11 protein-coding genes and 1 pseudogene are annotated in these 14,891 nt (G+C 47.3%); 9 read left to right on the top strand and 3 right to left on the bottom strand.

All coding sequences use genetic code 11. The features are described 5' to 3' along the window. Window positions 1–290: 290 nt before the first annotated feature. The 6 genes and pseudogenes from exbB (at window position 291) to DSM2777_RS08220 (ending at window position 7,900) form a co-directional block, all read left to right on the top strand. Window positions 291–1,157 carry a tonB-system energizer ExbB gene (gene exbB / locus DSM2777_RS08250; RefSeq protein WP_074399223.1) on the top strand — a complete coding sequence of 289 codons (867 nt, stop codon included), beginning with the start codon at window positions 291–293 and terminating at the stop codon, window positions 1,155–1,157. A 4-nt stretch (window positions 1,158–1,161) separates the two neighbouring features. Next, window positions 1,162–1,596: a TonB system transport protein ExbD gene (exbD, locus tag DSM2777_RS08245; protein ID WP_061553650.1), complete on the top strand. Its 435-nt coding sequence runs from the start codon at window positions 1,162–1,164 to the stop codon at window positions 1,594–1,596. A 77-nt stretch (window positions 1,597–1,673) separates the two neighbouring features. Further along, window positions 1,674–2,555: a ChaN family lipoprotein gene (locus tag DSM2777_RS08240; RefSeq protein WP_061553649.1), complete on the top strand. Its 882-nt coding sequence runs from the start codon at window positions 1,674–1,676 to the stop codon at window positions 2,553–2,555. A 10-nt stretch (window positions 2,556–2,565) separates the two neighbouring features. After that, on the top strand, window positions 2,566–3,348 hold the full coding sequence (locus tag DSM2777_RS08235; RefSeq protein WP_061553648.1) for a TonB family protein: 783 nt from the start codon (window positions 2,566–2,568) through the stop codon (window positions 3,346–3,348). A 141-nt stretch (window positions 3,349–3,489) separates the two neighbouring features. Then, window positions 3,490–5,583: a S9 family peptidase gene (locus DSM2777_RS08230; RefSeq protein WP_061555357.1), complete on the top strand. Its 2,094-nt coding sequence runs from the start codon at window positions 3,490–3,492 to the stop codon at window positions 5,581–5,583. 53 nt (window positions 5,584–5,636) lie between these two features. Continuing rightward, a pseudogene (locus tag DSM2777_RS08220) lies at window positions 5,637–7,900 on the top strand (TonB-dependent receptor domain-containing protein). A gap of 68 nt (window positions 7,901–7,968) precedes the next feature. Here the strand turns inward: DSM2777_RS08220 and DSM2777_RS08215 are convergent. Further along, window positions 7,969–8,289: a YnfA family protein gene (locus DSM2777_RS08215; RefSeq protein ID WP_346222046.1), complete on the bottom strand. Its 321-nt coding sequence runs from the start codon at window positions 8,287–8,289 to the stop codon at window positions 7,969–7,971. A gap of 283 nt (window positions 8,290–8,572) precedes the next feature. Here DSM2777_RS08215 and DSM2777_RS08210 point away from each other — a divergent pair, with 283 nt between their 5' ends. Then, window positions 8,573–10,144 (top strand): PTS transporter subunit EIIC, encoded by a 1,572-nt coding sequence (locus tag DSM2777_RS08210; RefSeq protein ID WP_061553646.1) that lies wholly within the window; start codon window positions 8,573–8,575, stop codon window positions 10,142–10,144. Window positions 10,145–10,157: 13 nt separating this feature from the next. After that, a complete protein-coding gene (locus DSM2777_RS08205) occupies window positions 10,158–11,537 on the top strand; it encodes a family 4 glycosyl hydrolase (RefSeq protein WP_061553645.1) in 1,380 nt (459 codons plus the stop codon). Between the two features lie 42 nt (window positions 11,538–11,579). Here the strand turns inward: DSM2777_RS08205 and DSM2777_RS08200 are convergent, their stop codons facing one another. Continuing rightward, window positions 11,580–12,293, bottom strand: a complete 714-nt coding sequence (locus DSM2777_RS08200; protein WP_061553644.1) for a MurR/RpiR family transcriptional regulator — start codon at window positions 12,291–12,293, stop codon at window positions 11,580–11,582. 99 nt (window positions 12,294–12,392) lie between these two features. On the opposite strand from DSM2777_RS08200, the gene DSM2777_RS08195 reads away from it, so the two are divergent. After that, window positions 12,393–13,580 (top strand): MFS transporter, encoded by a 1,188-nt coding sequence (locus tag DSM2777_RS08195; protein ID WP_061553643.1) that lies wholly within the window; start codon window positions 12,393–12,395, stop codon window positions 13,578–13,580. 55 nt (window positions 13,581–13,635) lie between these two features. Here DSM2777_RS08195 and ahr read toward each other — a convergent pair whose 3' ends face one another. Continuing rightward, window positions 13,636–14,655 (bottom strand): NADPH-dependent aldehyde reductase Ahr, encoded by a 1,020-nt coding sequence (ahr, locus tag DSM2777_RS08190; RefSeq protein WP_040044383.1) that lies wholly within the window; start codon window positions 14,653–14,655, stop codon window positions 13,636–13,638. Between the last annotated feature and the right edge of the window lie 236 nt (window positions 14,656–14,891).

The raw sequence follows: 14,891 nt of genomic DNA, 5'->3' as shown, positions 1-14,891 counted from the left end.
TAACCTCAGGGAAAAAAGGTATTAAGCACAATATGTTAAATTGAAAATTTATTTTCACCCAAAGAGCAAGCCACAAAAAGACAATATCCATACAATTTATACGACTTAGAAAAATAGACTTAGACGCCAAAATGATTAATTAACCTAAATTTATTCTTAATTGTAAAAATAATTACCCACCTAATTAAATGAGAATGATAATGAGTATCATTTGATCTAAATCTTTGCTAGCATCCTGTCCGCAATAAATGCAGTTCAATCCAATGAAAAAAATAAAACGGAGGCTCCGCATGGCATTAGCGGAAAACTTTTTAGCACAGTTCACCCTTTTTAACGGCAAGTTCAGCAGGATGCTAAAACAATCTCTGGCGCTATTCCTGAGCTTTGGTATAGCTGGATATTCCGGCGCAGCCCCCCTTATTAGCGAGCAGGCAAGCACCGTTCAAAACGTTTCTACCGGTGGAATTTCATCGCTGGATCTTTCTATTTTTGGCATGTATCAGCAGGCTGATATTGTGGTGAAAAGCGTGATGATTGGATTAATCGTTATATCCGTTATCACTTGGACCATCTTATTTGCCAAAAGCATTGCGCTGCTACGCGCTAAACAACAATTACGTCGCGAATATCGCTTACTGTTTCCATCTAATTCTTTATCCACGGCCTGTGAATTATCGCAGTCCTTCGCCGAGAACAGCATAAGCGCAGCCCTATTACGCGATGCTCAGGATGAAAAACAGCTTTCAGCACACGCATCCGATCTCAACGGTATTAAAGACCGAACCAATTTCCGCCTCGATCGTCGCGTTGCGGCCTATGGCCGTCAGCTTGCCAAAGGCAACGGCTATCTCGCCACCATTGGTGCCGTTGCACCGTTTATCGGCTTATTCGGCACCGTCTGGGGCATCATGAATAGTTTTATCGGCATTGCGCACTCGCAAACGACCAATCTGGCCGTCGTTGCGCCGGGCATCGCCGAAGCGCTACTGGCTACCGCTATGGGGCTGATTGCCGCGATCCCAGCCGTGGTGATTTACAACCTGTTCAGCCGCATGATTAACGAACATCGCGCACAGGTGGGAGATGCAGCCGCACAAATTCTGTTGCTGCTAAGCCGCGATCTGGACCTCAACGCGCCCCAAAAGCAGGTGGAATAGCGGTATGGCACTGCACATTCATGATTATTCCGCTGGCGAATCCGCTGAAAGCCGTGAGATTCACGACATCAACGTCACGCCTTTTATCGACGTCATGCTGGTCTTGCTGATTATTTTTATGGTCGCCGCGCCGCTGGCTACCGTCGATATTCGCGTGAACTTACCGGCATCCTCGGCCCAGCCGCAGCCACGCCCAGATAAGCCGGTCTATCTGACCATTAAAGCAGATAAACAGCTTTATCTCGGTGATGCGCTAACCACCAGCGATCAGCTCAGCGAGCAGCTCAATGAGCAAACCAAAGCAGACAAGGACACCACCATTTTTCTGCAAGCAGACAAAGCGGTGGACTACGCCACACTAATGACGGTGATGGATACGCTGCGCACGGCGGGTTATCTCAAGGTGGGATTAGTCAGTATGGAATCGGTCGCGCCCTAACCTGCGTTGAGCAACCCCTACTCGTTATTAAACATTTTATGATATAGCGGCCAAGCGGCCGCCTTTAGGCCAAAGACATGAGCACACTATTTAGCCTTAAGTCTCTGATTATATTAGCCACATTAGCACTCAGTGCATGCAGCCAACCAACATTGACTCGACCATCACGCGCATCCGCGTTGAACGATGTAAACACCTTGGGCACCATCATCGATTTGCACAACGGTGAAACCCTAACCAGCCAGGAGTTACTCACGCGTGTCGCACCGCAGCCACGGCTTATCGTCGGAGAAAAACACGATAACGCGCAGCATCACCTGATTGAAATGTGGTTAATCAAAAATCTTCCTCAGCAGCGCCCACAGGGCAGCGTACTGCTAGAAATGCTGACCATCGATCAACAGCCGCGCGTCGATCAGCTCAAAAAATGGTTAAAAGACGATCCGATGGTGCGCGAAGGTCGTATTCAGACCTTGATAAACTGGCAACAAGGCTGGCCTTGGGAGATGTATCACGGCGTAGTGATGCAAACCCTGCGTGCCCCCTATCCTCTGCTGGTGGCGAACCTCTCCCGCGAACAGGTGCAGTCTTTATATAAAAACCCACAGCTTCCTGCTGGGAAAATCTCCACCGCACCACAGGTACAAAACGCGATTCGTGAAACCATCGTCACGATGCATGATGGGAAAATCGAACCCACGCAGTTAAAAGCAATGCTCGCCATTCAACAGCAGCGCGATCGGTTTATGGCGCAGCAGCTACTTGCAGCTCCAGCACCAGCCATGCTGATTGCCGGTGGCTACCACGCAGCGAAAACCATGGGCGCTCCGCTGCATATGCAAGATCTCGCCCCTTCATCGCGCCCGATCGTTTTGATGCTGGCTGAGACAGGTATGAATATTACCTTGGCGCAGGCTGATTACGTTTGGTACGTCCCTCAGCCAAAAACTGAGCAGTAAGTAAACCACTATGGATATTCTCTATAACGCACAGCCTAAATGGGGCCGCTGGTTTATCTTCGCGCTGGCGGTTCATGGCACACTTTTAGCAGCATTAGTTTGGCATCCATCGGATGCCACACCGCTCTATGAGCCCCCTCCGGCGGTAATGCTGCAATGGTCTGAAACCATCCAAGCACCGGCCTCCCCGACGCCGTTGCCGATTGGCATCGCGCAACAGCAGTCGGCGGCAGCAGAGGAAAAACAACAGGTTAAGGATAAAGCGCAGCCAAAGGTGGTGGTAGCCAAAGAAGCCGTCATTGAGGTGGCGAAACAGAAAAAGTCGGCTGACGGGGAAAAGAAAAAGCCGCGCCCGATCAATAAGATTAAAGATCAAACCAGCGATGCCAGCCATGCCGCTATAGCCAGCAACGCAGCACCTCAGGCAAATACGCTATCACCAAACATTGCGGCACCGTTCAACAGCGATGCCACCAAGCGTAATAGCGAAAGAGTCTCGTGGGAAAGCTTGGTTAAGGGTCATCTAAACCGATACAAAAAGTATCCCCTTGATGCCCGCCGACGCGCCCGTACTGGTCTCGCAGTGGTAACGTTCACCGTAAATGCGGCAGGTTTCGTGCAGGGTAATCAGCTCTACGCCTCATCCGGCACCATTTCGTTGGATCGTGAAGCGGTCGAAGTTTTAGAGCGAGCCCAGCCGCTACCCAAACCACCGGCGGAAATATTAAACGGCGGACTTTATAGCGTAAGAATGCCGATCAACTTTGATTTAGCGGAATTAAAACAGCAGTAAGTCATCGCGGCTGGCACTAATAAATCACTTATTTTCATGCTGAAATTTTCTGGCAGGGCACGCTATTCGCCCAAAAAACCAAAAGGACGCACCATGCGTGAATTGTGGCAAAAACTTTTGTTATTAATGACGCTCACGGCGATGTGCTCTTGGCACGTATCTGCTGCTGAATTATTTTCTCCTGAGCCACTAGCGGCCAATCTACAGCCGCCGCAGGCGCAGAAAATCCCCAAAGCGCTTATCGAACATGGCGATCGACGTATCGACAACTATTTTTGGCTGCGCGATGAGAGCCGCGCCAACCCAAAAGTTTTGCGCTATTTGCAAGATGAAAACCGTTATGCCAACGCGGTGTTAAAACCGTACTCCGCGCAGTACGACGCCCTATATCGCGAGATGGTCGGCCGCATGAGCCCTGAAGATCGCTCGGTGCCTTACCAACGTAACGGTTATCGCTACCAAGACGTGTATCTGTCAGGTAAAAATTTTGCCGTGACTCAGCGCCAGCCGCTGGCGGGCTGCGCCGTGTGGCAAACACTGATTGATGGAAATCTGCGTGCGGCAGGCCAAGCTTACTATCGCTTAGGCGGTCTGGAGATTAGCCAAGATAATCAGATGATGGCCGCTGCCGAAGATACCCAAGGCCGACGCCAATACCGCATTTCGCTGCGGAATTTACACAACGGACAGTGGCTCAGCGACGTTATCGAAAACACATCTGGCAATATGCTGTGGTCAAATGATGGACGTACCCTATTTTATGTCCGCAATCATCCACAAACGCTGGTGCCGTATCAGGTTTACCGCCACCGCGTTGGCACGCCGCTGGCACAAGACCAACTGGTTTATCAGGAAAACGACGGTGGTTTTTATCTTAGCCTGTCACGCTCGGCATCTAACCGCTACTTGCTGATAACCCTAAGCGCCAACACGTCGTCTGAGGTGCGTTTATTAGATGCTGACCAAGCGGATGCGCCGCCCGTATTATTTACCGCACGCCAGCCAAACGTTGAATATTATCTGGATCACTTCAACGACACGTTTTATCTGCGCTCCAACCGTGAAAATGCCAATTTTGGTTTATACCAAACCAACGCGATGGGTCATTCATGGCAGCCTTTAGTTGCCCCGCAGCCTAATAAAATGATCGAAGGTTTTACCTTATTCAAAGATTGGCTAGTCGTAGCTGAACGCAGTGATGGCCTGAGCCAGATACGCAAAATCAACTGGAAATCTCACGCCGAAGACACCTTGCCCTTCGACGATGCCAGCCATATGGCATGGTTAGGCTATAACCCTGAGCCACAGTCCGATCGTTTACGCTACGGTTATTCGTCGATGACGACGCCAACGAGCACCTACGAATGGGATTTATCCAGCGGCAAACGCACGCTGCTTAAGCGTCAGGAAGTTAAAAACACGCAGCCACAGGACTATCACAGCGAGCGAATGTGGATCACCGCACGCGACGGTGTGAAAGTACCGGTGTCGTTGGTTTACAACAAAAAAATGTTCAAGGCCAAACAAAGCCCGTTACTGGTTTATGGCTACGGCGCCTACGGTATGAGCATGGATCCCGCCTTCAGCGCAAATCGTCTTAGCCTGCTGGATCGCGGTTTCGTTTTCGCCATGATCCACGTTCGCGGCGGTGGCGAGCTCGGTCAGCAATGGTATGAACAGGGAAAACTGGCGAATAAGCCCAACAGTTTCAATGATTTTATCGATGCAACACGCGGCTTGGTGGAACGCGGTTTTGGTCAGCCCGGTCGGCTGTATGCCATGGGCGGCAGCGCCGGAGGGTTATTGGTTGGCGCGGTCATGAACCAACAGCCGGAGCTATTTAACGCCATTGTTGCACAGGTTCCTTTTGTCGACGTCGTCACCACCATGCTTGATGACACCCTTCCCCTCACGCTCGGTGAATATGATGAGTGGGGAAATCCACATCGGCTGGCAGATTATCAGCAAATGAAGGCCTACAGCCCCTACGACAATATAAAGCCTATGCGCTATCCCAACTTATTAGTGACCACCGGCCTCAACGATTCGCAGGTGCAATATTGGGAGCCTGCAAAATGGATTGCCAAACTGCGAGAGAATCAATTAGGAACCGGAAAACTATTATTACTGACCAATATGCAGGCAGGACACGGCGGTAAATCAGGTCGGCTCAAGCGAGTAGAAAATACCGCGCTGGAATATAACTTTATTCTGGCCGTAGATAATCAACGCTGAGATAACCGAGCAAAGAAAATAAAAATAGACTGTTAATACCTTTAAGGGGACATATGAAACTCAATAAAATAGCCGGCGTGATCGGCTCGGGCATGCTATTGCTCAGCGCAAGCAGTTACGCACAACAAGCCAGTGAAGAAAGCAGCGGAGACAAAAAAGGCTCGGCGGTATTTTCTCCACTCAATGTCTCGGCCGGTAAAATAACCAGCGAGCAAGAAGCCTTGGAAAAACAGGGGCCGTCAGCTCACGCGACACCAATAAAAACTTAGAATCTCTCGACGCAACGTTACGCAGCATGCCCGGGACCTATACCCAAATCGATCCCGGCCAAGGCTCGGTTAGCGTGAATATCCGTGGGATGAGCGGTTTTGGCCGCGTAAACACCATGGTCGATGGCATCACGCAAAGCTTTTACGGCACTTCAACCTCCGGCACCGCCGTGCACGGTTCTACCAACAGTCAGGCTGGCGTGCTTATCGACCCCAACTTCCTCGTTGGCGTTGACGTGACTCGCGGCGACAGCAGCGGTTCTTCAGGGGTAAACGCCCTCGCGGGCAGTGCCAATCTGCGCACGATTGGCGTTGATGACGTGGTGTTTGCTGGAAATCCTTTCGGCGTGCGCTCACGCTTTTCCGTCGGTAGCAACGGCATTGGGCGCAGCGGAATGATTGCCGCCGCAGGGAAAACCGATGCTTTCACAGACACCGGCAGTTTTGGTGCCATGGCCGCAATCAGCGGCAGCTCGGTCTATTCCAACTTTAACAACGGCGATGGAATTAATAGCGAAGAGTTCGGCTACGACGAATTCATGAAACAGAATCCAAAGTCACAGCTGTATAAAATGGATATCAAACCGAATGAGTTTAATAGCTTTGAACTCTCCGCCCGAACTTATCAAAATAAGTTTTCACGCCGCGATATCACCAGCGACGATTATTACATCAAGTATCACTACACGCCGTTTTCTGAATTAATTGATTTCAACGTCACAGCGAGTACCGGCCGCAGCGACCAAAAATATCAAGACGGATCGTTGTACACGTTTTATAGCACGTCAGCGCGTAACCGTTCTAATGCGCTGGATGTGAATAACACCAGCCGCTTCACGCGGGGTAATAACGATCTGGCCTTTACCATCGGCAGCAAACTGATGCGTACCCGCTATGACAAACTGATCAAATCCAACGCTGGCGATCCACAGTCTTCGCAAGAATCAATTGAAAACAATCCTTTTGCCCCGTCGGGCGATCAGGATATTTCAGCGCTGTATACCGGCCTTGAGATAAAGCGCGGAATCTATCAGGCTAATTTTAATCTTAACTACACTCAGAATAAGATTAGCGGCTTCAAGCCCGCCTGCGATCCACGGGTTATCTGTATTCCACAGGGTGAATACAATGTTGATCAAAAAGAGAGTGGTTATAATCCTTCTGTAGAGCTCTCTGCACAGGTAACGCCGTGGCTCCAGCCGTTCGTAAGCTACAGCAAATCAATGCGTGCCCCCAATATTCAGGAGATGTTTTTCTCGAACTCCGGCGGCGCGTCAATGAACCCGTTCTTAAAACCAGAAAGTGCCGAAACCTATCAGGCCGGTTTTAATATTAAGGCTCACAGCCTATTGGTTGATGAAGATTTACTGCGCTTAAAAGCCTTGGTCTATCGTAGCAAGATTAAAAACTACATATTCAGTGAGTCATATCTGGTCTGCACCAACGGACGTAAATGTAATATGACCGAAGTTAACGCCAATGACTGGGCCGACGTTAGCGACTACACCGACAATATGTACATCTACGTGAACTCCCAATCACTGGTACGTGCTCACGGTTTCGAATTAGAAATGGATTACGACGCGGGCTACGCATTTGCGCGTTTGGCTTATAGCCAGCAACACACCGACCAACCAACGTCGATTGCCAGCACCTATTTTGGCGCAGGGGATATTACCGAGCTGCCAAGAAAATATATGACGCTCGATACCGGTGTCAGATTCCTAGACAATTCATTAACCGTTGGCAGCATTATTAAATACACCGGAAAATCACGTCGCCTATCGCCTAACTTTGATTTTGACGAGAAAACCGGCGCAGTGGTGAAGGAAGATCTCCCACAGATCCCAACCATCATCGATCTCTACAGCACTTATGAGATCAACCGCAACGTGATGCTCAAACTCAGCGTACAAAACCTGATGAATAAAAACTATTCTGAGGCATTGAATAAACTCAATATGATGCCAATGCAGGGGGATGACAGCACCGCGGCCAATACGGCACGCGGCAGAACTTATATCTTTGGTGGGGAAATTCGCTTCTAATCACTACGCCGTCATGCTGAATATTTCGGCATGACGGCATTAATTTCACCATACAACCCTCTCATTTATTATGAAGGTTGCAGAACAATTACCGCCATACCTATCAACGCAACGCAGGCACCAACCATATCCCAACGGGTTAATTCAACACCGTCAACAAAGCGCAGCCAAAGTAACGCAACGCCAATGTATACGCCACCGTAGGCCGCATAGGTTCGACCCGCCGCCGTGGGATGTAAGGTCAGTAACCAAGCAAAAATAACCAAACTCAACGCAGCCGGCAGCAATAACCATAGCGGCTTATGTTGCTTCAAAACCAAATAAGGCAGATAGCACCCCACGATCTCTGCAACTGCCGTCAGGCTAAATAATAAGAATGCTTTAACAATTAACATTAGGGTATTTTTACCAAAAGTCGTGATACACAAGGCAGTTAACCTATTTTGCCCTGAAAAATATATTTGATCCACGTCTCATCCATTTCTCCCAACTGATTAGCCGCACTATTATAAAGGCCTTTAACGCATTAATTTGAAACAGGTATGCATTTTGTGGCTATTTGTACCTATTTTTCGCAACGTGTTTCTTTTCGCCAAGGCCATTGCTATAACGTCATCACTGGAAGTGAATTTATTATAACAAACACCCCCTACTAATAATAAAGGAACAGCTATGTCTAGAATACGGCAACGTACTCTGGAGAGTATGCAAAAATTCTCTAGGGCGATGATCGGTGCAGTGCTGTTTTTGCCAGTCATAGGTTTAATTCTGGCATTAAGTTCAATTTTAACTAACCCAACGCTTATTTCTGAAACGAGCTTTCTTCATCAACTTGGTCAGTTATTAGGAGACACGTTCTGGCCACTGTTTGGTAATTTAGGCTTACTCTTTTGCGTCGGTATTAGCTATGGATTAGCAAAGGACAAAAAAACGGAAGTCGCCTTAGTTTCCGTTATGTGCTTCATTATGTTTTTAGGTGCCAACCACTCTTGGTTGGAATATACCCACGGCATTGCTAATAAAATAAACGGCGAATATTACGGAACAGGACAAACTCAAATATTAGGGTTTGTGGTTGTTGATATGGGGATATTCCTCGGTATTATTCTCGGCTGCACCATTGCATGGGTACACAATAAAGTCTCGCAAATAGAACTCCCTGGCGCGTTATCAATGTATGGCGGCGCAAAGCTAACGCTTATCGCCATGACGCCGGTTGTGATTATCTACGCCATGGCTTTCACCTGGTTCTGGCCATTTATGACCCACGGTATTGCGGCGTTAACCGGCTTTATGAAAAACGCAGGCGTTGCTGGGGTATTTGTTTATGGTTTCTTCGAGAAATTCTTAATTCCTACCGGCCTACACCATTTCGTCTGGTCACCATTCCAGCTCACGCAAATCGGCGGTTCATTGACGGTGGATGGGCAGACGGTTTCAGGCACTCAGGCCATCTTCCTTGCGTATATGCGCCATCCCGATTTAACACCGGTGATGAACGATGCTCTGCGTTTCTCTCAGCAAGGCATGACCACTATTTTCGGTCTGTCTGGCGCTGCGCTGGCGTTTTATCACACCGCGAAGCCAGAAAAGAAAATGCTCGCGAAAGCCGTTTTATTACCGGCCATTATTACCTCAATTCTGACCGGAATTACTGAACCTATTGAATTTACATTCCTGTTTATCTCACCGCTTCTGTGGGTTATTCACGCCACATTGACCGCAGCATCACAGGCTATTTGCGATCTGCTACAGGTTAGACCATGGGGCGCATCAGGATTAATTGAGTTTTTAGCCTATAACCTACCGCTCCCCGTTTCGCTGACACGCTGGCCGCTTTATATCGTGATTGGCATCGGACAGTTTGTTGCTTATTACGTGATATTCCGCACCGTGGTTGTGAAATTAAAGCTTAAAACACCGGGTCGCGAAGACGATGATGATGTGAAGCTGTATAACAAAAAAGACTATCAAGAAAAAGTTCAGCAGGAAAAGAGAAACACGGGCTCACAGGCCGATGAAATTATTAAAGGACTCGGTGGAAAACATAACATTATTTCTGTCGATAATTGCTTTACCCGTTTACGCGTGGCTATTCATGATTTAACTATCGTCGATGACGCTGCTTTAAAAGCAACCGGTGCGAACGGCGTGGTACGTAATAGCAATGAAGTTCAGGTTATTTACGGTGTCAAAGTTGGACAAGTACGCTCGAAAGTTGATACCTGGCTGGCTAATAATTAAATTGGGAGTACATATGAAACTAACAGTATTAGGTGGCGGCGGAGTACGTTCCGCATTTCTGGCAAAATCTCTGGCTTATAATGCCCACCGTATCGGATTAAAACAGGTCGTTTTTCTGGATAATTCGGCTCAGAACCTGACCATCTTTGGCGAAATTGCGCGTTATATATTTAATACTATTCGCCCTGATATTGAATTTAGCTTAACCACCGAACCCGTCTCGGCCTTACAAGACGCCAACTATGTGATTACCACACTGCGCGTCGGTGGCGATGAAAGCCGTATTCATGACGAGCGCATTGCGCTGGACCACAATACCTTAGGCCAGGAAACAACCGGTGCAGGTGGTTTTGCCATGGCCATGCGCTCTATTCCCGCTATTTTGGACTACTGCAAATTAATCGAAGCACATGCGGCACCCGATGCCATCTTATTTAACTTTACCAATCCATCAGGCTTAGTCACCGAAGCAATTATCAAATCGGGCTTTAAACGCCGCGTGTACGGTATCTGCGATGCACCATCAGAGCTGATCCGTGAACTACCTGACATTCTTAGCTGCGACGAAAGTGAACTGCAGGTTGAGTGCTATGGGCTCAATCATTTCTCTTGGTTCACGCATTTCACCGTGCGCGGAGAGGATGTGACCGAACAATTGGTTAATTCGCCTGAGCTGTATAAAAAAACGGCCATGCAATACTTCTCACCAGAATTAGTACGTCTGTGTGATAACCAGCTGTTAAATGAATACTTATATTATTATTACTATAAAGAAGAGGCGCTAAAAGCTATTCAAGATTCAGGTGAAACACGAGGCGAACAAATCGCACGTATTAACCATGATATGCGTGAAGAGCTTAGCCGCATCGACGTTAAAGAAAACCCAGCCACCGCGTTTGATATTTGGATGAAGCATTATCTACGTCGTGAAAATAGCTACATGCAAAATGAATCTCAGCAGGAAAAATTCCACACCAGGGAACCTTTGACGCTGCAGCAATTCATCGAAGAACCCGACAGCGGCGGCTACGCGGGCGTTGCTTTAGATATTCTCGAAGCCGTCAACAGCAATACCACTAAGCGTATTGTGGTATCGCTTTCCAACAACGATACGCTGGATTTCCTGCATCCGGACGATGTTATTGAAATCAGCTGCGATCTCAGCAAAGAGGGATTAAAACCGGTTAAGCCGATTCATGTACCAGAGGCGCAGAAAAATATGATTTCCTGCGTGAAAGAGTATGAACGTCTCGCGGTACAGGCCATTTTGAATCAGGACAGAACGCTCGCGGTTAAGGCATTAATGGCACATCCGTTGGTTGGGTCGTGGTCATTGGCTGAAAAGCTGGTTTCCGCCTATTTGCAGGGCCCACAGTTTAAAAACTGGCACTAGATCCCAGCATTGAAATTCTGGGGCGTCGCAGGACGCCCTTTATTATTTCTTCTGCATAAACCACAGTTTCAAAAGATGTTCGAACCCGAGAATGCAGTAGCCAAAGAACGGATTGGACCAATAAATATCATCATCATATTTTTGTGGATCGTGAATAATAAATGACAGGTCCGCAGCCTGTGCTAACGGGCTTTGATGATCGCCGGTAAAGCAAACAAGGTTAATGTTTTTATTCTCTAATGCCTTTACCCAGCTTAATGCCGATGAACTCCGACCCGATTTAGAGATTAACCAAATCGAATCGAATTTATTGGCATTCTTTTGTTCCAGAATTTCATAGTCTGGCCATAGCGCTAAGCTGGCGTTGACGCCGGTAACCAAAAACTTGTTATAAATATATTGGGCAATAAGCTGCGAAAAACCGCTACCGTGGATCAGGATCCGTTCGTTTTGTAGCCTTTCTAGCAGGATATCCACTTTCTCTGGCGGTTGAATATTCATGAAATCAACATCGTTGGTAACATCGAGCTTCGGCAGCGTGATGTTAAACTTAATAAAGTAAACCATCTCAAGCCAGCCGCTAAACTCAAGCTTTTTGGCTAAACGAACCAATGATGAGGGATTACTACAGCACTTCTCAGCAACGCTGCGTATCCCTTGCTGAATACATAGTTCAGGATTGGCCTGTATATATTGAAGAACACCAATTTCAATATTGCTCAGTTTAATATTACGAAATAGATTTTGAATATCCATGATAAGCCCCTGTTAAGCAAATTTGATATTAACACAGGCATTTATTAATAACTGAGTAATCAGTCAAATTTATTTCACTTCGCAATGGAAAATAGGGATATGAAAAAACATCTTACGACCGTTGGCGCAACATTCTTTTTATGGGGATTAATAACGGCTTTCAACAGCACATTAATTTTATTTTTTTATCACTACTTTCAGCTTTCATGGCCTCAGGCGATGCTCGTAAATGTTCTGTTTTATATTGCCCCCTTTTTGACTTGCCTACCCTGCTCCAAACTTATCGCATTATTTGGTTACCGCACTCTCTTACGCAGCGCCTTGCTTCTCACAATGAGCGGCTGTGGGCTGTTAAGCCTAGCGCTGGGATATTATTCGATTATCGGTGCCCTGTTTGCCGTATTCGTGATTGCAACCGGCGTTGCTGCCATGCAGGTTGTCGCTAACCCTTATCTCACGCTGCTCAGCCAAGAACATAAACGCGTAGGCAACCTCACCTTAGCCTCTGCCGTTAACTCATTAGGCACCACGCTAGCACCACTGCTGATTGCCTTAGCATTACGCGCATCGCCGATTGATTATGTTAATCATAACGAGCCAATAAAATGGATTTGGCTTGTCTTAGCCCTCTTTTCGGCGGGACTATTCACAATAACAATTTTAATCAAACTGCCGGATATTGCCCAAAATACAAAAACGGCAAAATATCCATCATCGCTATGGTGTAATAGGAAATTTATTTATTCTGTGGCGGCGATATTTATCTATGTTGGCGTGGAGGTATCATTAGGAACGAACACCATCAATTATCTATCAACCATTGGAAAATGGAATACAGAAACCGCAATATCATTAATTTCGCTGTATTGGGGTGGCGCATTAATAGGTCGTTTTATCTTTGGCGTATTTGCCCATCGGATCAGTTTAAAATTTGCATTTCTGACAGTGACGTTAATCTCCGCACTCCTCATTGTGTTATCCATTCTATTAAACAACGCAATAGGTGGCTATTTGCTGCTGTTAATAGGCTTTGCCAACTCGATTATGTACCCTATTATTTTTAGCCAAAGCATGGCAACGGTGCCTCATAGCGCAAATTTCGCGGCTGGCGTATTGATTATGGCCGGGATTGGGGGCGCGATTATTCCTTATATTCAAGCGTTAATGATTGATATTCTGACACTGCGCTTTAGCTTTTTACTGCCATTAGCACTTTATATCTTGTTAGCATGTTGGGGAGTCAAACACCTCAAATCTGCTTCATCGCCTATTTCTGTTTTAGAGTAAATATTAGCACTAGTTTTTAGCCACAGGATAAAGCCCGTGGCTAAGATAATAGCAATTAGAAATCGGCTTTAAGCACCACACGGTAGCGAGCTTTGCCTTCACGCACATGTTTCAACGCTTGGTTAATTTGCGACATTGGGTATAGCTCGGTCGTTGGTGCAACTTTTGTTCGTGCCGCAAACTTCATGAGCTTACGCAGCTCATTTGGAGAGCCCGTTGCCGAACCAGAAATACTCCGATCGCCGCCGATCAGCGTAAACGCAGGCACTTCGAGCGGTTTCATTACGGCACCCACCGTATGGAAATGACCACCGTAGGTTAATGCTTCAAAGTACGGCAGCCAGTCTAGTGACACATTGACGGTATTGATGATCAAATCAAACTGTTTTGCCAATGCGTTCAACGCCTGAGGATCGCGGCTATTGACCACACGATCGGCCCCCATGGCTAAAACTTCCTGCTCTTTCGCTGGATTAGAACTAAATGCCGTCACTTCACAGCCCATGGCATGGAGCAATTTAATGGCGATATGACCCAGACCGCCAATGCCAATCACGCCAACTTTGCTGGTTGCGGTAATGTGATGCATCAATAGCGGTTTAAACACCGTGATACCGCCGCAAAGCATCGGTCCAGCCGTTGCCATATCGATATCATCTGGCAGCGGAATAGCCCATTGCCAGTTACAACGCAGCTTGTCGGCAAAACCACCTTTATTCATGATGGTCGGCACGCTACCGTTTTGGCAGTTAATTTGGTTGCCGCTAATACATGCATCGCAGTGCTGACAGCTGTTTGCCGTCCAGCCCACACCCACACGCTGGCCGACTTTCAGGCCTTTATTTTTTGCAGCATCACCCAGCGCATGGATATGCCCTACCACTTCATGACCTGCAATCAGAGGATAGTCAGAGAATCCCCACTCGTTATCGATCATCGATAGATCTGAATGACAGATACCGCAGTATTCAACCTTAACCTCAACGTCGTCTGGCTGTAACGCACCAGCGTCATACTCATAAAGTTCCAGATCTGCTCCGGGTTTCAGCGCAGCATAGCTTTTGATTTTTGACATGTTGATGACCTCTGAGAAAGTACCCACTCAAGACTACGCCACCCGAATGAAAATCGATACATTGCGCAGGCAGTTTTACCGTGCAAATTTAAAAATCACACATCGAGTACGCACAGAGATAAAACGTCTAAGAATATTCATGGCGGCGTGTTTGAGTAATGGAGCTAATACAAGCCAACATCTTGTCACTCATTAGCGTTCGGAAAACATTAATTCCCCCCAAAAGAGAACATGTT

The sequence above is a fragment of the Obesumbacterium proteus genome, assembly GCF_001586165.1.
Lineage (GTDB): Bacteria > Pseudomonadota > Gammaproteobacteria > Enterobacterales > Enterobacteriaceae > Hafnia > Hafnia protea.
This window is presented reverse-complemented; position numbering and strand designations above follow the sequence as displayed.